Origin of the sequence: Paracidovorax konjaci (assembly GCF_900112675.1) — a bacterium.
GTDB classification, from domain to species: Bacteria; Pseudomonadota; Gammaproteobacteria; order Burkholderiales; family Burkholderiaceae_C; genus Paracidovorax; species Paracidovorax konjaci.
Genome location: NZ_FOMQ01000008.1, coordinates 152,244 through 178,115 on the forward strand (window position 1 = coordinate 152,244; position 25,872 = coordinate 178,115).

The 25,872-nt window shown below is 70.2% G+C and carries 15 protein-coding genes; 12 read left to right on the forward strand and 3 right to left on the reverse strand.

Annotated elements, in window-relative coordinates; all coding sequences use genetic code 11:
* Positions 1–58 precede the first annotated feature (58 nt).
* Positions 59–1,900 (reverse strand): methyl-accepting chemotaxis protein, encoded by a 1,842-nt coding sequence (locus BM144_RS23600; RefSeq protein WP_092953275.1) that lies wholly within the window; start codon positions 1,898–1,900, stop codon positions 59–61.
* A 562-nt stretch (positions 1,901–2,462) separates the two neighbouring features.
* On the opposite strand from BM144_RS23600, the gene BM144_RS13990 reads away from it, so the two are divergent.
* From BM144_RS13990 to BM144_RS14035, 10 genes are all read left to right on the forward strand, one after another.
* Positions 2,463–6,788, forward strand: a complete 4,326-nt coding sequence (locus BM144_RS13990) for a non-ribosomal peptide synthetase (RefSeq protein WP_092953390.1) — start codon at positions 2,463–2,465, stop codon at positions 6,786–6,788.
* 14 nt (positions 6,789–6,802) lie between these two features.
* Positions 6,803–8,140 carry a glycosyltransferase gene (locus BM144_RS13995; protein ID WP_092953277.1) on the forward strand — a complete coding sequence of 446 codons (1,338 nt, stop codon included), beginning with the start codon at positions 6,803–6,805 and terminating at the stop codon, positions 8,138–8,140.
* 28 nt (positions 8,141–8,168) lie between these two features.
* Positions 8,169–8,375 carry an MbtH family protein gene (locus BM144_RS14000; RefSeq protein WP_092953279.1) on the forward strand — a complete coding sequence of 69 codons (207 nt, stop codon included), beginning with the start codon at positions 8,169–8,171 and terminating at the stop codon, positions 8,373–8,375.
* Positions 8,376–8,462: 87 nt separating this feature from the next.
* A complete protein-coding gene (locus BM144_RS14005; RefSeq protein ID WP_092953281.1) occupies positions 8,463–9,263 on the forward strand; it encodes a TetR/AcrR family transcriptional regulator in 801 nt (266 codons plus the stop codon).
* Positions 9,260–10,690, forward strand: a complete 1,431-nt coding sequence (locus BM144_RS14010) for an efflux transporter outer membrane subunit (RefSeq protein WP_092953283.1) — start codon at positions 9,260–9,262, stop codon at positions 10,688–10,690. The genes BM144_RS14005 and BM144_RS14010 overlap by 4 nt, the downstream gene beginning before the upstream one ends.
* A gap of 105 nt (positions 10,691–10,795) precedes the next feature.
* The gene (locus tag BM144_RS14015; protein WP_092953285.1) at positions 10,796–11,992 is read left to right on the forward strand and encodes an efflux RND transporter periplasmic adaptor subunit; all 1,197 of its coding nucleotides are present in this window, start codon (positions 10,796–10,798) and stop codon (positions 11,990–11,992) included.
* Between the two features lie 63 nt (positions 11,993–12,055).
* A complete protein-coding gene (locus BM144_RS14020) occupies positions 12,056–15,139 on the forward strand; it encodes an efflux RND transporter permease subunit (RefSeq protein ID WP_092953287.1) in 3,084 nt (1,027 codons plus the stop codon).
* 225 nt (positions 15,140–15,364) lie between these two features.
* On the forward strand, positions 15,365–20,158 hold the full coding sequence (locus tag BM144_RS14025) for a hypothetical protein (RefSeq protein WP_175526024.1): 4,794 nt from the start codon (positions 15,365–15,367) through the stop codon (positions 20,156–20,158).
* Positions 20,159–20,363: 205 nt separating this feature from the next.
* Positions 20,364–21,575, forward strand: a complete 1,212-nt coding sequence (locus BM144_RS14030; RefSeq protein ID WP_092953392.1) for an HD-GYP domain-containing protein — start codon at positions 20,364–20,366, stop codon at positions 21,573–21,575.
* A gap of 145 nt (positions 21,576–21,720) precedes the next feature.
* Positions 21,721–22,311 (forward strand): glutathione peroxidase, encoded by a 591-nt coding sequence (locus BM144_RS14035; RefSeq protein WP_092953289.1) that lies wholly within the window; start codon positions 21,721–21,723, stop codon positions 22,309–22,311.
* Positions 22,312–22,659: 348 nt separating this feature from the next.
* Here BM144_RS14035 and BM144_RS14040 read toward each other — a convergent pair whose 3' ends face one another.
* Entirely contained in the window at positions 22,660–23,274 is a 615-nt protein-coding gene (locus tag BM144_RS14040; RefSeq protein ID WP_092953291.1) for a glutathione S-transferase family protein, read from the reverse strand.
* Between the two features lie 128 nt (positions 23,275–23,402).
* Between BM144_RS14040 and purB the strand changes: the two genes are divergently transcribed.
* Both purB and BM144_RS14050 read left to right on the forward strand, forming a co-directional pair.
* A complete protein-coding gene (gene purB, locus BM144_RS14045) occupies positions 23,403–24,782 on the forward strand; it encodes an adenylosuccinate lyase (protein WP_092953293.1) in 1,380 nt (459 codons plus the stop codon).
* Between the two features lie 86 nt (positions 24,783–24,868).
* Positions 24,869–25,429 carry a YaeQ family protein gene (locus tag BM144_RS14050; protein ID WP_092953295.1) on the forward strand — a complete coding sequence of 187 codons (561 nt, stop codon included), beginning with the start codon at positions 24,869–24,871 and terminating at the stop codon, positions 25,427–25,429.
* Positions 25,430–25,534: 105 nt separating this feature from the next.
* Here the strand turns inward: BM144_RS14050 and BM144_RS14055 are convergent, their stop codons facing one another.
* Positions 25,535–25,849, reverse strand: coding sequence for a hypothetical protein (locus BM144_RS14055; RefSeq protein ID WP_092953297.1), 315 nt, complete (start codon positions 25,847–25,849; stop codon positions 25,535–25,537).
* Positions 25,850–25,872: the final 23 nt, after the last annotated feature.

Below are 25,872 nucleotides of genomic sequence, written 5' to 3' on the forward strand. Positions count from 1 at the left end.
GCTACATATTTAATAGCAGATCGGCGCAGGCGCTTCCAGCCCCCGCGCCGACCCCGACTCAGAACGTTTCCCAATCGTCGTCCTGCCCGGCTGCCCGGGCCTTGGCGGGGGCAGGTGCCGCTGCCGGCGCCAGCGCCGGGGCGCCCGCTTTGCGGGGCGCTGCCGCCTTGGCCGGAGCCGGCGCTGGCCGGGGAGCCCCTGCGGCGCCCCCGGCGGGGCGGGCCGGCACGGCCCGGTTCAAGGCCACAGCCGGGGCCGGGGCCGGAGCCCGTGGTGCCTGCGGAGCGACGGGCCGCAGGGCCGCGGCGGGCAGGGGAGCCGCTGAGTGGGCAGCGACAGCGGCGTCGCCCGCCGCCACGCGGAACTGCGCCACGGCCGACTGCAGCCGGCGGGTCTGGTCTTCCAGCGACGACGCGGCCGCCGCGGCCTGCTCCACCAGCGCCGCGTTCTGCTGCGTGGCCTGGTCCATCTGCACCACGGCCTGGTTCACCTGGTCGATGCCCGAAGACTGCTCGCGCGATGCCTCCGAGATCTCTCCCATGATGTCGGTCACCCGCTCCACCGAGGCGACGATCTCCTGCATCGTGGCCCCCGCGCGCTCCACCTGCGATGCGCCCGTGCCCACCTTGCCGACGGAATCCGCGATCAGCGCCTTGATCTCCTTGGCGGCCTCGGCGCTGCGCTGCGCCAGCGCCCGCACTTCGCCCGCCACCACCGCGAAGCCCTTGCCCTGCTCGCCCGCCCGCGCGGCCTCCACGGCGGCGTTCAGCGCCAGGATGTTGGTCTGGAAGGCGATGCCGTCGATCACGTTGACGATGTCGGCGATCTTGCGCGAACTCTCCGAGATCGCCTGCATCGTCACCACCACCTCGTCCACGGCCGATCCGCCGCGCCGCGCCACTTCCATGCTGCCGGAGGCGAGCTGGCTGGCCAGCCGGGCGTTGTCGGCGTTGTGCTTCACGGTGGACGACAGCTCTTCCATGCTGGCGGCCGTCTCCTCCAGGGAAGCGGCCTGCTGCTCGGTGCGGCCGCTCAGGTCGGCATTGCCGCCGGCGATTTCCTGTGCGCCGGTGCGGATTTCCTCCACGCCCTGGCGCACCTGCGTGACCATGCGCACGAGCCCCTCCTGCATGGCCCGCGCGGCCTGGAGCATGCGGCCGATCTCGTTGTCCGAGCGCACCTCGATGCGCGACGTGAGGTCGCCCTGCGCCACGCGCTCCAGCAGCCCGCCCGCCTCGTCGAGCGGCACGAGCACCTGCCGGCGGATGAACAGCCAGCAGCCGGCGGCCAGCAGCAGGCCGCTCACGATCAGGAAGGCCGCAATCGCCTGGGACGTGCCCTGCAGGCGCACGGTGTCTTCGCGCAGGTTCTGGCCGCGCTGCTGCGCCGCCTTGAACAGCTGCTGCATCAGCCCGTCCATTTCGGCCAGCAGCCGGTTGCGCTGGTCCACGATCTCCTTGCCGCTGTACTCCGCCTCGTTGCCGGAGGCCAGGCCCGCGCTGCCGCGGCGCACCAGCACGTCATAGGACTTGAAGGCCGCGAGCACCGAATCGGCCAGGGCCCGGTCTTCGGCATCGACCTCTTGCGAGACGGACTGCAGGATCTGCGCCGCATCCTGCATCGCATTGTCGGCCCGGTCCGTCTGGCTGCGGATGCTGGCGGGCGCGTCGCCGCGCAGCATGTTGCGGTGGCCCACCGCCAGCGCGACGCGGTTGTCCCACATGCGGATCTCCGCCTGCTTGAGCGCCAGCATCTCGCGGGAGAACCGCGCCTGGACTTCCGACGCCGCCACGCCGGACCGGGTGCCGATCCAGCCCCCTGCGACCGCGACGAGCAGCGCCACGGTGAAAAACGCGAGGACCAGGAACAGACCCGTCCTGATCGAAAAACTGCGAAACATCGGAACTCCTTGTCAACCGCGACGCGCGGCCCAATTGCAACAAATTCTGCCAACAAGCCCGGCCTTGGCGGGCACGCGTTTATCCCAGGGAGGCCAAACCGTTGCATTCCTGCCCCAATGCCGCGCAGCGCCCATGTCCGGCGCCACTCGCCGGACGGATGCGCAGGCGCTGTTCGTTCCAAAGGGCATCAATAAATTCTTACCAAGCATTGACTTGCCAAATCATTCACAAAATTTATAGGTCCGCCCTTCTTATTCGGGCCATAAATTTTTGCGCATTGATATAGATCAACCTTTTGGCACGATACGCCCAAGCGACAAAAGATTACAAGATCGCGCTGCCCATCGCCCGCTCGAGACGGCGGATCGCTAGCGAAAAAGAGCACCCCAGGTGCCGTTTCATCCAGAGAGGGAGGGCACTCGTGCCTCATCACGGCCATTCAGCGCCATCGACACCCTGCGCCCCGCCAGGGCGCAGATCAGCGGTTGCGCGCCCCCCACCGGCGGGGCATGCCGGCAAGTCTCGCCACCCCTCGTTTTCATGAACCGAACGGAGCAGTCCATGCGCGCCATTCCTCTTCCCGCCCACCGCTTCGAACTCACCTCCGCCCAGATGGGGATGTGGCTGGGCACCCGCTTCGCCTCCCGCGACACGAACTTCAACTTGGCCGAGGCGATCGACATCCGCGGCCCCTTCTCACCGGACCGGTTCCTGCAGGCCCTGCAGTCCCTGTGCCGCGAGGCCGACACCATCCGCCTGCGCGTGGCCGACACGCCCGAGGGCCCCCGGCAATGGATCGATCCCGAGTTCTCCGGCAGCGTGCCCGTGCTCGACTTCCGCGGCGAGGCCGACCCCGAGGCCGCGGCCGAGCAATGGATGGCGCAGGACTGCGCACGCCAGGTGGACGTCGTGCAAGGCCCGCTGTGGTTCAGCGCCCTGCTCCAGCTGGGCCCGGAACGCCATATCTGGTACCAGCGCGGCCACCACTTCGCATTCGACGGCTTCGCGGGCGTCGTGCTCGCGCGCCGTGCGGCCGACCTCTACACCGCCCTGGTGGAGGGCACGCCCCCGCCCGCGGCGTCCGAGCTGGCCCCGCTGTCCGCGCTGATCGACGAAGACCGGGCCTACCGCGGCTCCGAGCGCGCGCGCCGCGACCGCGAATACTGGATGGAGCGGTTCCAGGACCGCCCCGCGCCCCTGAGCCTGGCCGACCGGCGCAGCGCGAACGTGGGCGGCCTGCTGCGCAGCACGGCCCACTGGCCCGCCGCGCAGGTGGCCGCGGCGCGCGGCACGGCACAGCAGCATGGCGGCACCTTTCCGCAGTTCCTGATCGCGGCGACCGCAGCCTACCTCTACCGCATGACGGGGGTATCGGACCTCGTGATCGGCGTGCCCGTGACCGCGCGCTACAACGACCGCATGCGGCGCGCGCCGGGCATGGTCGCCAACGCGCTGCCCCTTCGGCTCGCGATGCGGCCCGATCTGCTCTTCATCGACCTGCTGCGCGAGGTCGGGCGGCAGATGCGCCAGGTCCTGCGGCACCAGGCCTACCGCTACGAGCACCTGCGCGAGGACCTGGAGCTGCTGGCCAACAACCAGCAGCTGTTCACCACGGTGATCAACGTGGAGCCCTTCGACTACGACCTGCGCTTCGGGGATTGCCCGGCCGCCTTCCGCAACCTCACCAACGGCACCGCGCAGGATCTGGGCATCTTCATGTACGAATGCGGGAACGGCCAGGACCTGCAGATCGACTTCGACGCCAACCCCGCGCTCTACACCGGCCCCGAACTGGCGGCCCACCAGCGCAGGCTCCTGGGCCTGCTGGACAGGCTGGCCCACGAGCCGGCGCAGGCCATCGGCCGGCTGGACGTGCTGCCACCGCACGAACGCCAGACGCTCCTGAGCGGCTGGAACGACACGGCGCACGCCCAGCCCGAGGCCCACCTCGCGCAACTGATCGACGAGGGACTCTCGCGCGATGCCGGAGCGGTGGCTCTGCGCTTCGAGGGCCGCTCCATGACGCGGGCCGAACTCGACCTGCGCGCCGCGGCCTGGGCCCGCCGGCTCACTGCGATGGGCGCGGGTCCGAAACGCATCGTCGCGCTCGCGATCCCGCGGTCGCTGGAACTCGTGGTGGCGCTGGTCGCGGTGCTGCGCAGCGGCGCGGCCTATCTGCCGATCGATCCGGACTTCCCCCCGGACCGGCTGGCCTTCATGCTCGAAGACGCACAGCCCGTGTGCCTCATGACCTGCGGCGAACTGTCGGAGCGCTTCGATGCACGCATCCCCCGTTTCATCACCGACGGCCCGGAGGCCGAAGGCGTCGCGGAGGCCCCGCTCCGCACCGGCCTGCAGCCGTCACACCCGGCCTACGTCATCTACACCTCGGGCTCCACGGGCCAGCCCAAGGGCGTGGTGGTGCCGCATTCCGCCATCGCGAACCGGCTGCGCTGGATGCAGGCCGAATACGCGTTGCAGGCCGACGACCGCGTGCTCCAGAAGACCCCTTCGAGCTTCGATGTGTCGGTCTGGGAATTCTTCTGGCCGCTGATCTCGGGGGCCACCCTCGTGGTCGCCCGGCCTGGCGGCCACCGCGATACCGGCTACCTGGCCGGCCTCATCGCGCAGGAAGCGGTGACCACCGTGCATTTCGTGCCTTCCATGCTCGACGTGTTCCTGCGCGACCCGGCGGCGGCGGCGTGCACCACGCTGCGCCGCGTGATCTGCAGCGGCGAAGCCCTGCCCGCCCCGCTGGCCGCGCAGTTCCACCAGACCTTCGATTGCGGGCTGCACAACCTCTACGGCCCCACCGAGGCGGCCGTGGACGTCACCGCCTGGGCATGCGGGCCGCAGGACGGCGCGGGCCTGGCGCGCATCCCGATCGGGCGCCCCATCTGGAACACCCAGATGTACGTGCTGGACCCGGGCCTGCAGCCGTTGCCGGTCGGCGTCACGGGCGAGCTGTACATCGCGGGCGACGGCCTGGCGCGGGGCTACCTGAACCGCCCCGTGCTCACGGCCGAGCGCTTCATCGCCAACCCGCACGGCCCGGCGGGCAGCCGCATGTACCGCACGGGCGACCTCGCGCGCTGGCGCGCCGACGGCAGCCTGGACTTCCTCGGGCGGTCCGACCACCAGGTGAAGATCCGCGGCCTTCGGATCGAGCCGGGCGAGATCGAGGCCACGCTGCTGCGCCACCCCGCCGTGCTGCAGGCGGCCGTGGTGGTGCACGAGGATGCCCATGCCGGCAAGCTCCTCGTGGCGTACTACGTGCCCGCCGATGGAGCGCCGCTGGACAGCTTCGCGCTGAAGGCCCATGTGGCGCAGCACGTGCCCGACTACATGGTGCCCTCGGCATTCGTCGCGCTCGATTCTCTGCCGCTGGGCCCGACCGGCAAGCTGGACCGCCGCGCGCTGCCGGCGCCCCTCGCGCCCACGGCCCGCAATACCTACACCGCGCCGCGCTCGGCGGCGGAGCAGACGCTGGCCGAGCTGTGGGCGCGCGCGCTCAAGGTCGAGCAGGTCGGCATCCATGACAACTTCTTCGAACTGGGCGGGCACTCGCTCATGGCGATCCAGCTCGGCATGCAGGTGCGCGAGCGCCTGCACCCGGAGTTCCCGCCGGCCGAGCTGTACAACCGTCCCACCATCGCCGAGCTGGCCGCGTGGATCGAGAACAACGGCGGCGAGCGCCCGCCCGTGGACCTGCAGGCCGAAACCGTGCTGCCCGACCACATCCGCGGGCGCGAAGGGGCCGCGCCGCCGGTCACGGCGCAACGCGTGTTTCTCACCGGGGCCAGCGGCTTCGTCGGCAGCTACCTGCTGGCCACCCTGCTGCGCGAGACCACCGCGTCCGTGGTCTGCCACGTGCGTGCGGCCGACGAGGCCGCAGGCGCGCGGAAGATCCGGCGCGCGCTGGAAGAGCGCCACCTGGCGGACGCCTGGGACGGCGCCCGCGTGGAGGTCGTCACCGGCGACCTGGGCGCGCCGCAGCTCGGCGTCACCGACGAGGCCATGCAGCGCATCTGCGGCGAATGCGATGCCATCTACCACTGCGCGGCGCAGGTGGACTACCTGCACCCTTACGAGAGCCTCAAGCCCTCCAACGTGGACAGCGTGGTCACGCTGCTGGAATGGACCCAGCGCGGGCGCCCGAAAGTGATGCACTACGTCTCCACGCTCGGCGTGATCGGGCTCGACCCCGAAACCCCGGTGGTGACCGAGCAGGCGCCCCTCGCCACGCCCGCCGGCCTGGTGGGCGGCTACGCGCAGAGCAAGTGGGTGGCCGACCGCCTGGCCCGCGCGGCCCAGGCACGCGGCCTGCCGGTGGCGATCTACCGGCTCGGATCGATCACCGGCGACAACGTGCATGCGGCCTGCAACCAGGCGGACGTGTTCTGGCGCGTGGCGCAGCTGTATGTCGATCTGGAGATGTATCCCGATCTGGACCTGCCGCTCAACCTCACCCCGGTGGACGACGTGGCGCGCGCCGTCGTGCGGCTGTCGAGGCAGCAGGAATCGTGGGGCCGGATCTTCCACCTGCTCGGCTCAGAGCCGCTGCACGTGGGGGATGTGCGCGATGTCTTCCAGCAGATCGGCCGGCCGCTGCAACCGACGGACCTGGATACCTGGCTGCACCACGCCCACATGCGGCTGGCGATGACGCAGGACCAGGATCTGGCGGCCCTGCTCGCCATCCTGGGCGCCTACGACACCGATGCCGTACCGCCCATCCTCTGCGGAGCCGCCACCCAGGCCCGGCTGCAGGCGCTGGGAGCGCCGATCCAGTCGGTGGACCGGCAACTGCTGCGGCGCTATTTCGAGAACCTCGGCTTCGGGGTCACCGAAACGGCGGGGCAACGGCCCGCCGCAGCCCTGGCCTGACGCGCGGGACCGCCATGGCGCGCTACCTCCTCGCCGCCACGGCCCTGCCCGGGCACGTGCTGCCGGTCCTGGCCGTGGCGCGGTACCTCGTGGGACTGGGACACGAGGTGCGGGTCCACACCGGAAGCCTGTTCCGCGCCCGGGCCGAGGCCACGGGAGCATCCTTCACCCCGCTGCTGCCCGGCATCGACCACGATTACCGCGAACTCGACCAGCGCTTTCCGCAGCGGCTGCGGCTGCCGCCCGGTCCCGCACGGATCGCGTTCGGCCTGCGGCACTTCTTCGCCGATGCCATGGCGCTGCAATGCGAGGGCCTGCAGCGCATCCTGGACGGCGGTTTCGACGCCGATGCGATCGTCACCGACACGATGTTCTGCGGCTCCCTGCCCCTGCTGCTCGGCGAGCGCAGCGCGCGGCCCGCCATCGTGGCCCTGGGCATCAGCGCCCTGGCGCTCTCCAGCACCGACACCGCCATGTTCGGATCGGGCCTGCCGCCCCCCGCCACCGCATTGCAGCGCCAGCAATACCAGGCACTGCAGGCCACGGTCCGGCGCACGGTGTTCGGCGACGTGCAGCGGCATTTCGACCACGTGCTCGCGCAGTTGGGGCGCCCCGCGCTGCCGGGGTTCTTCGCCGACGCCATGTTCACCCTGCCGGACCTGTATCTGCAGCTCACCGCGCAAGCCTTCGAGTACCCGCGCAGCGACCTGCCGGCCACGGTGCGCTTCGTGGGCCCGCTGCTGGCGCCGCCCTCCCGGGACTTCGAGCCGCCCCCGTGGTGGCACACGCTGGACGATGGCCGCACCGTGGTGCTGGTCACGCAGGGCACGCTGGCCAACGAGAACCCGCGCCACCTGATCGTGCCCACGCTGCAGGCCCTGGCCGGGATGCCGCACCTGCACGTGATCGCCACCACCGGAGGCCCCGTTCCGCCCGAGGTCTCCGCCGCCGCGCCCGCGAATGCCCGCGTCGTCGATTTCCTGCCCTACGACCGGCTGCTGCCGAAGGTGCATGTGCTGGTCACCAATGGCGGGTACGGCTCCGTCAACCACGCCCTGAGCCTCGGCATCCCGATGGCCGTGGCCGGCAGCACGGAAGAAAAGCCCGAGATCGCGGCCCGTGTCGCCTGGAGCGGCGCGGGCATCAACCTCAAGACGGGGCAGCCCGGCAGCCGCGCGATCGCCGAGGCGGTCCACCAGCTGCTGGGCAACCCTTCGTACCGCCAGCGTGCCCGGGCGCTGCAGGAGGCCTTCGCGGGCTCCGACGCGCTGGCAGCGATCGCCCAGGCCCTGCACGGCCTCCAACCGGCTCCGCGGCATTCCCCGCCGACCGTGCCCGCCCTTTGCGCATGAACCGAACCACTCCCTGGAGAACCTTCCCATGACCCACCCCCTCGACGACACCACCGGCCTCTTCCTGGTGCTGGACAACGCGCGCGAAGAATCGTCGCTGTGGCCCCATTTCGTGGACGTGCCTTCGGGCTGGACCGTCGCGTTCGGCGCGGCCGGTGCCGAGGAATGCCGTGCGTTCATCGCGGCGCGCCCGCCCGCTGCCGCCGGCATGCCGCAGGCGTTCGCCGCGGCCTGAAGCGCGGCTCCTGCCCGGGCACGGGCAACGCAGGTGCGCTGCAGAATTCAAACAAACGTTTGATTGATTGTGATGTAATCCGCGGCCATGTCCGCACGCCGATCGCGCTCCGCCGCCCCCCGCCCGCCCACGGAATCGCCCGCCCGCGACGGCGGTGGCGAGCCCGCCTCCGCGCGGGACCGCCTGCACTCCGCCGCACTGCGGCTGTTCTCCGAGCAGGGCTACGCCAAGACTTCGATCCGCGCCATCGCCACGGCCGCGCAGGCCAACGTGGCGGCGGTGAGCTATTACTTCGGCGACAAGGCCTCGCTCTACAGCGCCGTCTTCACCGAGCCCATCTGGGACCGGGAATCGCTCAGCTCCGCCTTCACGGAGCCCGGCGTTCCGCTGCACGAAGCGCTGCGGCGCTATTTCCATGCCGCGCTCGCGCCCCTCAGCCACGGCGAGCTGGCCCGCCAGAGCGTGCGGCTGCACATCCGCGAGATGCTGGAGCCCACGGGCCAGTGGGAGCGCGGGCTCGACAAGGACGTGCGCCAGCCCCACGAAGCGCTCGTGCGCCTGCTGTGCCAGCGCATGGGCACGGCCACCGCGGACCTGGCCATCCACCGGCTGGCGCTCACCCTCTCCAGCCTGGCGTTCCAGCTGTGGGGCCACCGCGACGACATCGAGGCGCTCAAGCCCGAACTGCTGGCCAGCGCCGAGGCCGTCGAACTCTGGGCCGACCGCATGGTGGACTACGCGATGGCCATGATCGCCGCCGAGGAGATCTGGCGGCGCAGCGCAGTTCCCGCCCAGCGCCCCAAGCCCCGCGCATCCCGGCCCGCCGCCGCGGCCGCCGCCCCCTCCGTTCCCCGTTCACCGGTCCGCCGAAAGACGCCGAAACCATGACGCTGACCTCCCCTCCCGTGCCACGCCGCCTCCTTTGCGCCGCCGCACTGCTGGCACTGGCCGGCTGCGCGGCCCGCGCGCCCGCGCCGCGCGTCGATGCGCCCACGCCCGCTGCCTGGCAGGCCCCATTGCCCCACCAGGGCCGCGTCGAGGACATCGCGCACTGGTGGGAGCGCCTGGGCGACCCGCTGCTGGTGGACCTGATCGCGGCCGCGCAGGACGTCGCCCCGGGCGTGGCACAGGCCCGCTCGCGCGTGGCCCAGGCCCGCGCCACGCAGGTGGCGGCCCGGTCGGCGCTGCTGCCGTCGCTCGGCGCCCAGGGCGACGCGACCCGCGGCACCAACCAGCAGGCCGGCGGCCTGGCGACCACGGTGCAGGGCACCCTGCAGACGAGCTGGGAAGTGGACCTTTTCGGGGGCAACGCCGCAGCCGACGAGGCTGCGCGGCAGCGCCTGGCGGGTGCGCAGGCCCAGTGGCACGAGGCCCGCGTCTCGGTGGCCGCGGAAGTGGCCACGCAGTACGACAGCTGGCGCCAGTGCCTGCGCCTGGCGGAAGTGGCCGAGTCCGACTCCCGCTCCCGCGCGGAGAGCGCGCGCCTGTCGGAAGCCAGCGAGCGCGCCGGCTTCACGGCCCCGGCCACGCGCGCCCTGGCGCAGGCCAGCAACGCCGAAGGCCGCGTGCGCGCCGAGCAGCAACGCATGGCCTGCGACATCGACCTCAAGGGCCTGGTCGCCCTCACCGGATTGCCGGAACCCGACCTGCGCGCACGCGCCGCCGCTGCGGCCACCGCGGCGGCCCAGCCCGTGCCGGATGCGCTTTTCGCCGTCGACCAGTTGCCGGCCCGCGTGCTGGCGCAGCGCCCCGACGTGTATGCCGCTGAACGCGAGGTGGCCGCCGCCAGCGCCGATGTGGGCAATGCGCGTACGCAGCGCCTGCCGCGCCTGACCCTGGCGGGCTCCGTCGGCCGCGCCTGGGGCAGCACCGGCGGCACCAGCCTGTCCACCAACACCTGGTCCATCGGGCCGCTCGGGGTGAGCCTGCCGATCTTCGATGCGGGACGGCGCGCGGCCCAGGTCGATGCCGCAGAGGCACGCTACGAGGAAGCCGCGCAGCTCTACCGCGCCAACGTGCGCCGGGCCGTGAGCGAGGTCGAGCAGTCGCTGGTCCGCCTGGCCAGCACCTCCGCGCGCAGTGCCGACGCGCAGCGCGCGGTCGAGGGCTACCGCGCCTCATTCGCCGCCACCGAAGCGCGCTGGCGCGGCGGCCTCGCGAGCCTCGTGGAGCTGGAGGACGTGCGCCGCTCGACCCTCAACGCGGAGACCTCGCTCATCACGCTGCGGCAGGAGCGCATGGCCGCCTGGGTCGGCCTCTACCGCGCCGCGGGCGGCGGCTGGGAGCCACCGCTGCAGTCGGCGGCGGCTCCGTAGGCCCGCTCCGGCCGGCCACCGGCTGCACCGTTCGCGGCCGGCCCCTCCTCCTTCGCACCCTTTACCTCCGAAACCGTTTTTTTCGACCGCAACCACGGACTTCCTATGCTGCGACTGCGTTCCCGCCCCTTCCTGCTGGCCCTGGCGGCCGCCTGCCTCATCGCCGCCGCCGGCGGCACCGCCCTGCTTTTCGCGCCCGGCGCCTCGCACGCCGAAGGCGCCAAGGACGGCAAGGGCGCCGCTGCGGCCGCGCCGCGGCCGGCGCTCACCGTCACGACCACTACGCCGCGGCGCGAATCGCTCGCCGCCCGCCTGCCTGCCAACGGCAACGTCGCCGCGTGGCAGGAGGCGAGCATCGGCGCCGAGAGCAACGGCCTGCGCCTGACCGAGGTGCGCGTGAACGTGGGCGACACGGTGCGCGCGGGCCAGGTGCTCGCCGTCTTCTCCGCCGACACGGTGCAGGCCGAGGCCGCGCAGAGCCGCGCCAGCCTGCTCGAAGCCCGTGCCGGTGCCGCCGAGGCGGCCGCCAACGCCGAGCGCGCGCGCACGCTGCAGGCCTCGGGCGCGCTCAGCCAGCAGCAGATCCAGCAATACACCACCGCCAGCGAAACCGCCGCCGCGCGCGTCGAGGCCGCGCAGGCGGCGCTCTCCGCGCAGCAGCTGCGCCTCAAGCACACCCAGGTGCTTGCCCCCGACAGCGGCGTCATCTCGGCACGCACCGCCACGGTGGGTGCCGTCGTGGGCGCGGGCACGGAGCTGTTCCGCATGGTGCGCAAGGGCCGCCTCGAATGGCGCGCCGAAGTCACTTCCAGCGACCTGCCGCGCGTGCAGCCCGGCACCCGTGCGCGCATCACCGCCGCGAGCGGCGCCGAGGTGGAGGGCACCGTGCGCGTGGTGGCCCCCACGGTGGACCCGCAGACCCGCAACGCCCTGGTCTATGTGGACCTGCCCGCGCACCCGGACATCCGGGCGGGCATGTTCGCGCGCGGCGACTTCCTGCTGGCGCAGCGCGACATCCTCACCGTGCCGCAATCGGCCGTGGTGGTGCGCGACGGCTTCAGCACGGTGTTCGAGGTCGGCGACGGCGGGCGCGTGGCGATGCGCCAGGTCAAGACCGGCCAGCGCACGGGCGACCGCGTGGAGGTGCTCTCGGGCCTGCAGGAGCGCTCCGTGATCGTGGAGCGCGGCGGCGCCTTCCTCAACGACGGCGACACCGTGCGCGTGGAGGCCGCCGCGGCTCCGAAACCAGTGCCATCCAGCCCCCATGCCGCCGGATCCACTGCAAAGAGTGCTATCAAATAAGGAGCATTCTTCCATGCCGCACACCGCCCTCCTCCTCCCGGCGCGCCGCCTGAAGGATCTGCCATGAACCTGTCCGCCTGGTCCATCCGAAACCCCATTCCGGCGGCGATGCTGTTCGTGCTGCTGACCTTCGCGGGCGTGCTGTCGTTCCGTGCGATGAAGGTGCAGAACTTCCCCGACATGGACCTGCCGGTCGTCATGGTCACCGCCGCGCTGCCCGGCGCGGCGCCCGGGCAGCTCGAGACCGACGTGGCGCGCAAGATCGAGAACGCCATCGCCACCACGCAGGGCCTCAAGCACATCACGACGACCATCGTGGACGGCACGGCCACCATCGCGGCCGAGTACCGGCTGGAAAAGCCCGTGCAGGAGGCCGTGGACGACGTGCGCTCGGCCGTCTCGCGCGTGCGTGCCGACATGCCGGCCGACCTGCGCGACCCCATCGTCACCAAGCTCGAACTCTCCGCGCAGCCCATCCTGGCGTTCGCGATCGCCTCCGACAAGATGGACGACCAGGCCCTGTCCTGGTTCGTGGACGACACGCTCACCCGCCGCATGCTGGCCGTGCCCGGGGTGGGCGCGGTGAACCGCGTGGGCGGCGTGCAGCGCGAGGTGCGCGTGGCCATCGACCCGCTGCGCCTGCAGGCGCTGGGCGCCACGGCGGCCGACGTCTCCCGGCAGTTGCGCCTGGTGCAGACCGAGAGCGCGGGCGGGCGGACCGACCTGGGCGGCGCGGAGCAGCCCGTGCGCACGATCGCGACGGTGCAGACCGCGCAGGAGATCGGCATGCTGGAGATTCCGCTGTCGGGCGGCGGCCGCGTGCGCCTGGACCAGCTCGCCACCGTCACCGACACCGTGGCCGAACCGCGCACCGCCGCCCTGCTGGACGGCAAGCCGGTGATCGGCTTCGAGGTCTCGCGCAGCCGCGGCGCGAGCGAGGTCGAAGTCGGCGCGGGCGTGCAGCGCGCGCTCGACCAGCTCGTGGCCGAACACCCCGACCTGCACCTGACGCGCACGGTGGACTTCGTGGAGATCGCGAGCGACGAATACGACAGCTCCATGCACCTGCTCTACGAGGGCGGCGTGCTGGCGATCGTGGTCGTGTGGCTGTTCCTGCGGAACTGGCGCGCCACCATCGTCTCGGCCGTGGCCCTGCCGCTGTCGGTGCTGCCCGCCTTCATCGGCATGTATTTCCTGGGCTTCTCGATCAACATCATCACGCTGCTGGCGCTCTCGCTGGTGGTCGGCATCCTGGTGGACGACGCCATCGTGGAGGTCGAGAACATCGTGCGCCACCTGCGCATGGGCAAGTCGCCCTACCAGGCGGCCATGGAGGCGGCCGACGAGATCGGCCTGGCGGTGATCGCCACCACGTTCACGCTGATCGCGGTGTTCCTGCCCACGGCCTTCATGAGCGGTATCCCGGGCCGCTTCTTCAAGCAGTTCGGCTGGACGGCCGCGCTCGCGGTGTTCGCCTCGCTGGTCGTGGCGCGGCTGCTCACGCCGATGATGGCCGCCTACATCCTCAAGCCGCTGCACGGCGAGGAAAAGGAGCCGCGCTGGCTCTCGGCGTACATGCGCGCCTCGGCCTGGGCCCTGCGCCACCGCGTGGTCACGCTGATCGGCGCGCTGCTGTTCTTCGTGGGGTCGCTGGCACTCATCCCGCTGCTGCCCTCGGGCTTCATCCCGCCCGACGACAACGCGCAGACCCAGGTCAACCTGGAGCTGCCGCCCGGCAGCCGGCTGCCCGACGCCCGCGCCGCGGTGGCCCTGGCCACGGAGCGCGTGCTGAAGGTGGGCCACGTGCGCAGCGTCTACACCGCCATCGGCGGAGGCTCGGCCGGCGCCGACCCCATGGCGGGCGGATCGAGCGTGGGCGACCCCCGCAAGGCCACGCTCACCCTGCGCTTCGTGGCGCGCGGCGAACGCCCGCGCAAGCAGGAGATCGAGCAGCAGCTGCGCGCCGCCATGGAAGACCTTCCCGGCGTGCGCGTGAAGATCGGCCTGGGCGGCTCCAACGACAAGTACGTGCTGGCGCTCGCGAGCGAGGACCCGCAGGCCCTCGCCGACACGGCCCGCGCGGTCGAGCGCGACCTGCGCACGATCTCCGGCATCGGCAACATCGGCTCCAGCGCCAGCCTCGTGCGCCCCGAGATCGTGGTGCGCCCGGACTTCGCCCGGGCGGCCGACCTCGGCGTGACCAGCAGCGCCATCGCCGAGACCCTGCGCGTAGCCACGGTGGGCGACTACGACCAGAACCTGCCCAAGCTCAACCTCGCGCAGCGGCAGGTGCCCATCGTCGTGCGCCTGGACGATGCGGCGCGCGAAGACCTCTCGGTGCTGGAACGCCTGGCCGTGCCCGGCGCGCGCGGGCCGGTGCGCCTGGGCGAGGTCGCGCACCTCGACGTGGGCAGCGGCCCCGCCGTGATCAACCGCTACGACCGTGCGCGCAACGTCAACTTCGAGATCGAACTCGGCTCGCGCGGCCTGGGCGAGGTCACCGAAGCCGTGCGGGCGCTGCCCTCGGTGCGGCAGATGCCCGCCAGCGTGCGCCTGATCGACGTGGGCGATGCCGAGATGATGGGCGAGCTGTTCGCGAGCTTCGGCCTGGCCATGCTCACCGGCGTGGTCTGCATCTACCTGGTGCTGGTGCTGCTCTTCAAGGACTTCCTGCAGCCCGTGACCATCCTGATGGCGCTGCCGCTCTCGCTGGGCGGTGCGTTCGTGGGCCTGCTGATCGCGGGCAAGAGCTTCTCGATGCCCTCGCTCATCGGGCTCATCATGCTCATGGGCATCGCCACGAAGAACTCCATCCTGCTGGTGGAGTACGCCATCGTCGCGCGGCGCGACCAGGGCATGGGCCGGCTGGAGGCCCTGCTGGATGCCTGCCACAAGCGCGCGCGGCCCATCATCATGACCACCCTCGCCATGGGAGCGGGCATGCTGCCCATCGCCCTGGCCTGGGGCGGCGCGGACATGAGCTTCCGCTCGCCCATGGCCGTGGCGGTGATCGGCGGCCTCATCACCTCCACGGTGCTGAGCCTGCTGGTGGTGCCGGCGGTGTTCACCTACGTGGACGATTTCGCGCAGTGGTTCCAGCGCCGGGTGATGCGGCGGCCCGCGGCACCGCTGCAGCAGAACAGTTAGGCACAGGGGGCGCGGGCGCCATCCCCAAAGGAGTCTGCGCCCTGTGGGGATGACGGAGCACGGCCTGCGATCCGCCGAGGCTCGCCCTAGCGGGCACGAACGGCCCGTCCATGCACACCCGTCCGAAAGGTTCGCGCCGAGGGATACGGCTTCGTGCATTCGAGGACATTTCGCAAAGTCTTCTGGACGATGGGGCAATAAACCGTCCTCGAAGGAGACTCTGCCGTGCGCGCGAATAAAGCAGGAGAAATCCACCAAGTCGTACCCCAGGCATCTGGAAACAAGGCTGTGGAGGTACCTCAGCCTTCCCAAGGCAGCAGCACTCTAAAAAAACCCAAGGGTCTCGCATCGCGGGAAAAAACCGGGGCGGACGCGATCTACACCACCTCCAACATAGCGCCGCGCTCCCAGAAGGGCGTACTCACCAAACTCAAGGGTCTCTGGAAAGCCGGCAAGGTCACTTTCAATACCAGCGTGGGCCCGCTGGCATCGGGCACCCAGACCCAGCATCCGGTAGGGCGCCAGAATCAGGTTCAGGCGCCGCGGTTCGGCGGCGGCAGCGAGGTGCATCTTCCCCAAGCGACCAAGGCGGGTCTGGCCGAGGCTGTCGAACAGAGCCTCCGGCCCCACCAGACCGGGCACGTGCCGCACAACGGCGTCTCCGGTCGCGCCGCGGCCGTGTTAGGCACGACAGGGCATTGGGCCCAGCAGGCGCTGTCGGTGATGTCGCTGGGCAAAGGGCCGGCGAGCGTGCCCAGCGATGCGCTCGACATGCTGTACGACCAACTGGACTTCCCGAAGAACGAGCGGAAGGATCCGGGTGGGGCTGCAACGGAGAGCCCAGACGCCCAACCCGCCGTGTTGGACCACCTGCGCAATCTCGTCCATTCGGAGAAAGCCAAGGCCGTGATCCACTTGGCCAGTCAGGCCACGTTTCCCGATGGCGAAAGCGTCGACACGGACGGTGCCCTGCAGCGACTGACCGCTGCCGCAAACCAGGCTCTTGACAAAGCGAAGGGAGATGCCGAACGCTACATCGCAGACTTGGCCGCGCAGTGGCTGGACAGCGTGCCGCCCGTCCTGCACGAACGGCTGGGGGCGTCGGCGGACACCTTGATCAGCGCGCTGAACCACGGCGCCACCGTGCCAGATGCCCTCGGTGCGGAGCTGCTGATCAATGCCGTGCGAGCGGCCTTCCCCGGCGACCCCGCCGAAATGGTGCAGGCGATGGAGGAACTCTCCCGCAGTAGCCCGGCCCGGCTGGCCGGCAAGGTGGACGCGGCTTTCCAGCCAACGGCCCTGGAGCGCGCTGTTTCCGACGGAGACCCTTTACTGCGGCTGGCCTGCGCGCTGGCCCGGCAGCCGGGGGGCTACCGCATGCTGTCCCGGATGACCGTGCCGCCCGCCACGGGAGATCAGCAAGCCGCCCTGCAGGTGGCGATGTCGGCCGCCGTCGAGCTGCAGGCGCTGCGCACCCGCTCGCCCGGCATTCCTGTCCGCGGGCCCCAGGCCGAATGGCTGCAGGCGGCGGCCGCGCAGGCCTTCCGTGAAGCCAGCCCGACAGGCGAGGCGCCACCCTGCTCGCCCGAACAGGTTTCCCGGCAGCGCTTGGCATTCCGCGGCGTGCAGAACGGCTTCATGACCAACGAATCCGGCTCGAGCTATGACCGTGTGCGCCGACGCCTGGACCAATTCAGCGACGGAGCCCTGGACCAGACCAGCCAGCGCAATGCACGCGCCGCCTCGGGGCGCATGGGGCGGATCCAGAACTGGCTGTCGGGCGGACTGCCCAAGGCCATGGCTACGAACTCCGCGAACATGGAAGGGCTGTTGGCCCCGGCGCTGCCTGCCATTGCCGAATGGTTGCCCGGCACTCGGCCCACGATGTGGCGCAAGTCCGTGATGCGCCAGATGACCAAGACCGCCAGCGAGAACGGCATGCTTCCGCGCCGCGACGAAGCCGTGGCCTCGCTGCATCGCACGGCGATCGACATCCGCGCCCACCTGCAGGCACGCTCCGGCCCCCAGGCAGCACCCGTTGAGAAACTGATGCTCGGCATACTGGAAGAGCTGGGGCTGGGCGCCGGCACCCGCACTCCGGCACAGACCGCTCTCAAGCACCTGGGCCAGCGCTTTTTTCAGCAGGTGGAGGCCCGTTTGGGGCCGCAGGGACTGGCCGGGCTGCCCCCGGGATTGCACGCGTCATGGCAGTCGTTGCGAGGAAGCCACCCCAACGCCGGGCACCTGTTGCGGCTGATGAGCGAACACATCGATCTGCGGGCCCTCGCCGACGACACGGCGCCGCACGCCGAGGTCACCAGCCAGGTCGCCCGGGGCATGCGCACCGACGACATCGCCCGGCAGGCCATCGTTGCCTTCACAGAGGTCGCCTCTGCCGCTGGGATCGCCGTCCACGGTGAATCACCGCAGACCCGGGCACTGTCCAACCTCATGCAGGCCACCGCCTCCGCCCTGGCAGCCGTGAAGCCAGTGGCGGCTTTGCGGTCGCTGCGCATCGAAACGTTCGAGGCGGTCGAGAACCAGCTCGCGCGCGACTGGGTGGCCATCCTGCCCGAAGGCGAGCGGCCCTCCTGGAACGAGGCGCTGCAGCAGGTGCAGAAGGCCTGGCCCACCCGGTTTCGGGAGAGCTGGGACGCCATGAAAGCCTCGGGTGCAGATGCAAGCCGGCTGATGCGCGCCTTGGTCGACGCCGCCAGCGCCGTGCCGTGGAGCCCCCCCCGTATGGACCCGGACTCTCCCTCCCACAGCGCTGCGCCCCGCAAGGTGGCCGATGCCATCGCTCAGGCCGCGCCGGCGCTGCAGTCGCTGCAAAGGGATGTTCACGTCAACCGCTTCGAACTCGCCATCTCGGACACGGTGACGTTGTTCAATGACGTGCGGGGGCCGGCCGATGCGGCCGAGGTGATGAAATCGCTGGCGCACCGCATCAGCCTGGGCGAGAAGATCAAGAGCAGCGATGCGCGGCAGGCCCGGCTGGAACTCGGAAAAGCCATTTCGGTGGCCACCGCCACGCCGGAACTCCTGACACCGATCGCGGGCATCGGCCTGGGTCGCGAACGCTCGATGGACCTGAACATGGTGGGCGCGGCCATGCAGATGCAGATCGGGACCACCGACTCCAAGAACGCCAGCCTGGGCCTCAGCGTCGGCCTTCGAGGCGCCCTCGGGCACGCGGACCACGAGTTCAACCTCGAGAACGACGAAGCGGGTATCGCTCTGCGGTTCGACCTGCGGCTGGAGGCGGGCGGCGAAACCTCCACGGCCCAGGGCGTGAGCCTGCGCATGCAACGCACCGCGAACCACGAAGACACGCTGCGGCGCCACTTCACGGACGTGCTCACCGGCCTGGCCCGGGGCAGCGGTGCGCAGTCCGGCGATGCGGCATCGCAGGACGCGCTGGCCCTCCTGCTGGACCAGCATCCTGCTCTGGCGGTGGCCGAACTCTCCAACACCCGGCGCGCCCGCACCTCCGAACTGGCCTTCGGCGCCAATGCCACGGTCCGTGCCAGGGGCTCCCGGGAACGGGACCTGGACGACCGCAGAGCCAGCCGCCAAGCCGTCGGCATCGGGGTCCAGGCAGGAGTGGCCAGCAACACCTTGCGCTTGCGCTCCGTACAGACCGAGAGCCGTTCGGGGCTCAATGTGGAGGAATACAAGCTGTCCGCCCAGCACCGTGCCGACATCCGCGCGGGTGCCGGTGCCAGCGTGGGCTTGGTGTCCGGGTCCCGTTACGACCCGAAAAAAGCGGCCCAGGTGCGCGGGGTCAGCGTGGAGGCCCGCAAGCAACTGGCGTACAGCGGCGTCGACACGACCCTGCGCATGACGACGCGCCACGGCGAGACTTGGGCGGACCAGACCCAGATGATCAGGGAATTCGAAAACCTGGACGATTTCCTGCAAGAACTCGAACACCGGCAGCACGAGTTCGTCGCCGCGATCGCCACACGCGATGGTGTGCCGGGGGCCGATCCTGCCGAGAAGACGGGCCGCGCCTGGCTGCGCCTGCAGGACACCCTGGCGCAGGCCGCTGCCGCCAGTGCTCCTGGCATGGTGTTCTCGGTAGTGACCAAACTGCGGCCCCAGGCGGCCGAGGCCTACGACAAGTTGCAGGGCCTCATCCAGACCGCGACCGAGGCCGGCGATCCGGGCAAGGCGGATGGCTACCGAAGGAAGGTAAGGGCCCTGCTGAACAGCCACGATGCCTGGGTCGCCAACAACCTGCAGTTCAAGACAAAGGCCAAGGACGAGTCCTCGCAGAGCGCCATGCTGGGCGTGCTCCAGGGCAAGGCAGCCGCGGAATCCACTCGCCTGCATGAGTTCCTGCCCGCAGGCGCCCAGCAGGTGGGCCGAACACCGCAGCAGCACGCGTCCGCGCCCGAAGACCACTCCGAGCGTTGGACACCCCGCCTCACGCCGGCAGGCAGGCCGCTCCCGCTGGAACCTGTGCCGGAGGCGCTGACGGAGCCTGGGACCGACCCGCGAGTGGCATGGGGTGTCCGGGCCGAAACGCAGGCGGGCAAGGAACTGGTTCAGGCGCAGCAGCATGCACAACGCCTATTCGATAGGGTACCGGACCCGGCGAAGCCGTCCTCGCAACCCACGGCCCCGCACCGCCCCAGAGTCACCCTGGGCGAGCTGATGCGGAAGGATCCGTTTCCCGTTCAGCCCTACGGTCCGGACCACGTTCCCCATCCACTGCCAAGGCCTCCGGGCACATCCTTCCGGCATTGGATTGCGGCATCGCAATCTGCATCCGCCCCCGCCCACCTGGACAGCGATCTTGCCGCCCAGCCTCGGGCACTGCCGCGGGACACCGCGGGCGAAGAGCGCCCAAGCTACCCGCTGCCGCTTCCGCCCTTCAGCTTCGACTCCCAGCCGAAGGCGCCGAAGCCCCAGGCCTTCGGGTCACCGTCAGAGGGTTATATGTTGCCGGAACCGCCCGCAGGAGAGACGCCATCCGCCCGACCTCGCCCCGGCCATTCGGCTCGCCAACGGTAAGCCATGTTCCACCGAAACCGTCTGCAGCCCCCTCCGATCATCCGGCAGCGCCACGGGCGAGCGTGCAACGATGAGGCCGGACGCGTTACTGTCCCTGCCCGGTCCTTGCCGCCGCCACGCGCGCAAGGCAGCGAACAGTAGTGGATTCCCTCCATTGCGCCGGCTTTCATGGTCCATCCGTGCACGGATAATGCGGCGACCCACCATGAACCTCGTCGCGCTGAACATCGACACGATCCCGCTGGGGCAGCCGCTGCCCTTCGTACTGCGCGGCTCCAACGGCGTGCTGCTGGCGCAGCGGGGGTATGTGATCCGCAACCGCGAAGAGCTGAACCAGCTGGTGGCGCGCGGGCTCGACCTCTGCGTGGACACCGACGAGTCGGGCGACAGCCACCGCGCCTACCTGGCCCAGCTCCAGAAGATGCTCTTCACGGACACCTCGCTCGGGCAGATCGCGGCGATGAAGATCACGGCAGGCGCCAGCGCGGGGCGGGACCGGGCCACCGCGGCGAACGGCCCGCCCGACTGGCCGGAACTGCAGCTGCGGTCCACGCAGTTGCTGCGGGCGCCTCCGCCCGCCGGAGAATTCGGCGAACGCTTCGAAGCGCTGCATGGCGAACTGGCCCGCCACTGCGCGGCCACCCCGGACGCCACGCTGCTCGCGCTCATCTACCTTTCCGGGCAGGAAATGCAGCAGTACAGCGGCACGCACGCGATGCTCGTGTCCTGCGTGTGCATGATCGCCGCCGCCGAGCACCTGCGCTGGCCCGTGCCCCGCGTGCTGCAGCTCGGGCGCGCCGCCCTGTCCATGAACATCGCCATGACCACGCTGCAGGACCAGCTGGCGGTGCAGACGCAGCCCCTGTCGAGCCAGCAGCTGGCCGATATCGAGAGCCATGCCGCCCGCGCCGAGGCGCTGCTGCGGCAGCTCGGCGTGGGCGACCCCGTCTGGCTCGAAGCCGTGCGCAGCCACCACCAGCGCGCACCGGGCCCGCTTGCCGCGAAGAGCGAGGCCCAGCAGCTCGCCCGCCTCATCCAGCGGGCCGACATCTTCGCCGCGCGCCTGGCACCGCGCGCTTCGCGCGCGCCCATGCCGGTCACGGCCGCCATGCAGGCCACCTATTACGACGAGGCGCACCAGGTCGACGAGGCGGGCTCGGCCCTGGTCAAGGCGCTGGGCGTGTACCCGCCGGGCGCCTTCGTCCGGCTGGCCACCCAGGAAGTCGCCGTGGTGCTGCGCCGCGGCGCCAGCGCCACCACCCCGCGCGTGGCCGTGGTGCTCAACCGCAACGGCATGCCCACCGGCGAGCCGATTCCGCGCGACACCGCGCAGGCCGCCTGGAAGATCACCGGGGCCGTCGCCCTGCGCGACGTGCGCGTGCAATTGCCGCTCTCGCGCCTGCTGGCGCTCGTCTGAAGCGCCGGGCTGCCGACCCTGCCCCAGCCGCCGCCTGGGTCTCGGCCGCATGGCCGGAAAGCCGACGGCCGGCATACCCGACAGTGCAATGCGCCGCCGACCTTGCTACCCTCCACCTCCCGAACCCTGCCCACTGGAGCCGCCCATGTTCCGCCGATCCGCCCCCCTGGTCCTCGCCCTTCTGGGTGCCGCAGCGCTGCCCGCACTGGCCGCCCCGCCGGCCCCCGCATCCGCTGCATCGGCCGCATCTGCCTGCCCCGCCCTGCTGCGCCACACCATGGAGCGCCTGCAGGACGAATCGCCGCAGCCGCTCTGCCAGTACCAGGGACAGGTGCTGCTCGTAGTCAACACGGCGAGTTACTGCGGGTTTACGGGGCAGTACGAGGGGCTGGAGGCGCTCCACTCGCGATTCAAGGGCCAGGGATTTGCAGTTCTGGGCTTCCCTTCTAACGATTTTGCGCAGGAAACCGGCAGCAATGCGCAAATCGCCGATTTCTGCAGCAACACCTTCGGCGTGCGGTTTCCGATGTTCGCCAAGAGCACCGTGAAGGGTCCGGGCGCATCGCCTTTCTACCGGGAACTGGCCGCCCAATCAGGGGAGAGTCCCCAATGGAACTTCCATAAATACCTGGTCGACCGGCAAGGCCGCGTGGTAGCCAGTTTCGGCAGTTCCGTGGCGCCGGACGACCCGAAAATAGTGCGTGCCATCGAGCAGCAGCTGAAGCTTTTTCGCTAATTTGATATGTTTTTCGGTTTCATATTCCAATGTGCGGAAAACGTTACATTTTTTGATGTTTTTAGGCCCCAACCCTCTGGAACTTCGCAGGAATGCCACTAATCTATGGGTCGTGGGCAAGTTAACTTCACTTGCCCGCCAGATTGAGTCTCCAGTTTCTCGTTGCGAAGCCTTTCGGACTTGTCCGACTGAAACCCTGAAGCGCTTCTCCTCCCTCCCTCTCTAATTCGTTTCGGGACGCTTCGCAACTTTTTTATTCCGGCCGAAAAAAAGCGCGCAACCGCAAGGTGCGCGCTTTTGGCTTATCTGGAGGGTCCGTTCCTCCGCCCGGTGGCCCGGGCGTCGGGCTCAGCGGGGCTGCGTGTCCACGAAGCTCGGGCGCTGCGCCAGCTTGTCGAGCAGCCGGCCCAGGTTCGGATGCTCAGCGCGCCAAGCGATCTCGGGGAAGCGGTATTCCAGCCAGCCCAGCGCACAGCCCACCGCCACATCGGACAGGCTCAGGTGGATGCCGCTGCAGTAGGGCTTCTCGCCCAGGCCCTGCGCCATGGCCTTCAGGCCCGCGTTCACCTTGCCCAGTTGCCGGTCGATCCAGGCCTGGCTGCGTTCGCCGTCGCGGCGGCCGGCCCAGGTGGCTTCCAGGCGGGCCAGCACGCCGGCATCCATCACGCCATCGGCCAGCGCCTCCCAGGTCTTGACCTCGGCGCGCTCGCGCCCCTGGGTCGGGATGAGCCGCCCCACGGGCGACAGGGTGTCCAGGTATTCGACGATGACGCGCGAATCGAACACCGCCTCGCCGCCCTCCATCACCAGGCACGGCACCTTGCCGAGCGGGTTGGACGTGGCGATGGTGGTGTCGTCCGCCCAGACGTTCTCCTCGATGAAGCGGTAGTCCAGTTTCTTCTCGGCCATCACGATGCGCACTTTGCGCACATAGGGACTGGCAGAGGATCCGATCAGTTTCATGGTGTTTATCCGGGCGGGCAAGGGAACAGGCGGCCGCCGATTCTAGGGGGCCGGCCGCCGTTTCGCTGTCCGGCATGGACAGCGGTGCGGCGGCGGCGCCACGGTCTGCGCACCTACAATCCCGGCCCATGAGCCTGTCCACCATCACCGCCCTCTCGCCGCTCGACGGCCGCTACGCCGCCAAACTCTCCGCCCTGCGCCCGATCATGAGCGAGCACGGCTACATGCACCGCCGCGTGCAGGTCGAGGTGGCATGGTTCATCGCCCTGTCGGACGCGGGGTTCGGCGAATTCAAGCCGCTCACCACCGGCGCCCGGGCCTACCTGCTGGGGCTCGTGAAGAATTTCACCGAAGCCGACTCCACCGCGATCAAGGACATCGAGAAGACCACGAACCACGACGTGAAGGCCGTCGAGTACTGGCTGAAGTCGAAGTTCGAGGCCCGGCCCGAACTGGAACGCGCTGCGGAATTCGTCCATTTCGCCTGCACCAGCGAGGACATCAACAACACCAGCCATGCGCTGCAGCTGCGCTCGGGCCGCGACCAGGTCATCCTGCCGGGCCTGGACCGCGTGGTGCTCAAGCTGCGCGAGATGGCCCACATGTATGCCGCCGTGCCCATGCTGAGCCGCACGCACGGGCAGACGGCCAGCCCCACCACCGTGGGCAAGGAACTGGCCAACGTGGTCACGCGCCTGCAGGCCGCCTGCGAGCGGATCGCCAGCGTGAAGATCCTGGGCAAGATGAACGGCGCCGTCGGCAACTACAACGCGCACCTGGCCGCCTGGCCCGACTTCGACTGGGAGGCCTTCAGCCGCAAGGTCGTGGAAACGCCCGAGCCCATGGGCCTGGGCCTCACCTTCCAGCCCTACAGCATCCAGATCGAGCCGCACGACTACATGGCCGAGCTGTTCGATGCCGTGGCGCGCGCCAACACCATCCTCGTCGACCTCTCGCGCGACATCTGGGGCTACGTCAGCCTGGGCTACTTCAAGCAGCGCCTGAAGGCCGGCGAGATCGGCTCGTCCACGATGCCGCACAAGGTCAACCCCATCGATTTCGAGAACGCCGAAGGCAACCTCGGGCTGGCGAACGCGCTGCTGCGCCACCTCTCCGAGAAGCTGCCCGTCAGCCGCTGGCAGCGCGACCTGACCGACAGCACGGTGCTGCGCAACATCGGCGTGGCGCTGGGCTACGCCGCGCTGGCCTACAACTCCCTGATGACCGGCCTGGGCAAGCTCGAACTCAACGAAGAGGCCCTGGCCGACGACCTGGATGCGTCTTGGGAAGTGCTGGCCGAGCCGATCCAGACCGTCATGCGCCGCTACGGCGTGCAGGGCGCCTACGAGAAGCTCAAGGAAGTCACGCGCGGCAAGACGGTCACGGCCGAAGCGCTGCACGGGCTGGTGCGCAGCCTGGAGATTCCCGAGGCGGAAAAGGAGCGCCTGCTCGCCATGACGCCTGCCAGCTACATCGGCAAGGCCGCCGAACTGGCCCGCCGCGTCTGATCCCGGCCCCCCGCGGGCCCCTGGCCGGCCCGCGCCGCTCCGGCATGCGCGGGCCGGCTGCATTTCTTGTTGGAAGCACAACGCCCATGGCGATCAAATCCACCGTCTTCAAGGCCCACGTCTCGATCGCGGACATCGACCACAACTACTACGCCGACCACGCCCTGACGCTGGCGCGCCATCCGAGCGAGACCGACGAACGCATGATGGTGCGGCTGACCGCGCTGGCGCTGCAGGCCCACCAGCTGCAGACCGTGTGCCGCGGCGACGGCACGCTGGCGTTCGGGGCGGGCCTCTCGGACCCGGACGATCCGGACGTCTCGCTCACCGACTTCACGGGCCGCAAGCGCCTCTGGATCGAAGTGGGCCAGCCCGAGGACAAGCCGCTCGCCAAGGCCGCGAGCCGCGCCGATGCGGTGGTCGTCTATGCCTTCCACCACGCGGCGGACGTCTGGTGGAAGGGCATCGAGGGCAAGCTCTCGCGGCAGGACCGGCTGTCGGTCTGGCGCCTGCCCTCCGAGGCCTCGCAACAGCTCGCCACGCTGGCCGAGCGCAGCATGCAGCTGCAGGCCACGATCCAGGAAGGCGCCATCACGCTGAGCAGCAACCTGGGCAGCGTGCACCTGGAGCCAATCCGCTGGAAATGAGCGCCACCGCCCTGGGATGGGCCCCAGGGCACATTCGGCATGCAATCGGCTCCATGCCGCCGTATCCATTGAATTGTTTGCTATTTAAATAATAGCAAATTGGTTCTAGGCGGCGCTGGCCGGCATGGCGGCGCCGCAGTTCCAGCACTGCTCGAAGCCCCCTTCCACGCGCTCGCCGCAGGCCGCGCACTGCCAGCGGCGCTGCGGCAGATCGGCCAGTGCCTGCAGCAGCAGGCGGGCCTTGGGGGCGTGTTCCTCGTGTTCCAGCCAGATCTCCGGCAGGCACTGGTCCGGCGGCAGGTGCCCCGCCGCGGCCAGGAGGTGCTGGCGCTGCACCGTCGCCGGCATGCCGTCCTCGCACAGCAGATCCGCCCACAGGGTGGCGATAGCGATGTTGGGGGCCTGGGTCAAGCGCAGCATGCGGCCAGCTTAGGAGGTCCGGG

What these genes read in the sequence shown, in the direction of transcription:
- BM144_RS23600 (WP_092953275.1), bottom strand. Translation starts at nt 1,900, where the DNA reads ATGTTTCGCAGTTTTTCGATCAGGACGGGTCTGTTCCTGGTCCTCGCG.
- BM144_RS13990 (WP_092953390.1), top strand. Translation starts at nt 2,463, where the DNA reads ATGCGCGCCATTCCTCTTCCCGCCCACCGCTTCGAACTCACCTCCGCC.
- BM144_RS13995 (WP_092953277.1), top strand. Translation starts at nt 6,803, where the DNA reads ATGGCGCGCTACCTCCTCGCCGCCACGGCCCTGCCCGGGCACGTGCTG.
- BM144_RS14000 (WP_092953279.1), top strand. Translation starts at nt 8,169, where the DNA reads ATGACCCACCCCCTCGACGACACCACCGGCCTCTTCCTGGTGCTGGAC.
- BM144_RS14005 (WP_092953281.1), top strand. Translation starts at nt 8,463, where the DNA reads ATGTCCGCACGCCGATCGCGCTCCGCCGCCCCCCGCCCGCCCACGGAA.
- BM144_RS14010 (WP_092953283.1), top strand. Translation starts at nt 9,260, where the DNA reads ATGACGCTGACCTCCCCTCCCGTGCCACGCCGCCTCCTTTGCGCCGCC.
- BM144_RS14015 (WP_092953285.1), top strand. Translation starts at nt 10,796, where the DNA reads ATGCTGCGACTGCGTTCCCGCCCCTTCCTGCTGGCCCTGGCGGCCGCC.
- BM144_RS14020 (WP_092953287.1), top strand. Translation starts at nt 12,056, where the DNA reads ATGAACCTGTCCGCCTGGTCCATCCGAAACCCCATTCCGGCGGCGATG.
- BM144_RS14030 (WP_092953392.1), top strand. Translation starts at nt 20,364, where the DNA reads ATGAACCTCGTCGCGCTGAACATCGACACGATCCCGCTGGGGCAGCCG.
- BM144_RS14035 (WP_092953289.1), top strand. Translation starts at nt 21,721, where the DNA reads ATGTTCCGCCGATCCGCCCCCCTGGTCCTCGCCCTTCTGGGTGCCGCA.
- BM144_RS14040 (WP_092953291.1), bottom strand. Translation starts at nt 23,274, where the DNA reads ATGAAACTGATCGGATCCTCTGCCAGTCCCTATGTGCGCAAAGTGCGC.
- purB (WP_092953293.1), top strand. Translation starts at nt 23,403, where the DNA reads ATGAGCCTGTCCACCATCACCGCCCTCTCGCCGCTCGACGGCCGCTAC.
- BM144_RS14050 (WP_092953295.1), top strand. Translation starts at nt 24,869, where the DNA reads ATGGCGATCAAATCCACCGTCTTCAAGGCCCACGTCTCGATCGCGGAC.
- BM144_RS14055 (WP_092953297.1), bottom strand. Translation starts at nt 25,849, where the DNA reads ATGCTGCGCTTGACCCAGGCCCCCAACATCGCTATCGCCACCCTGTGG.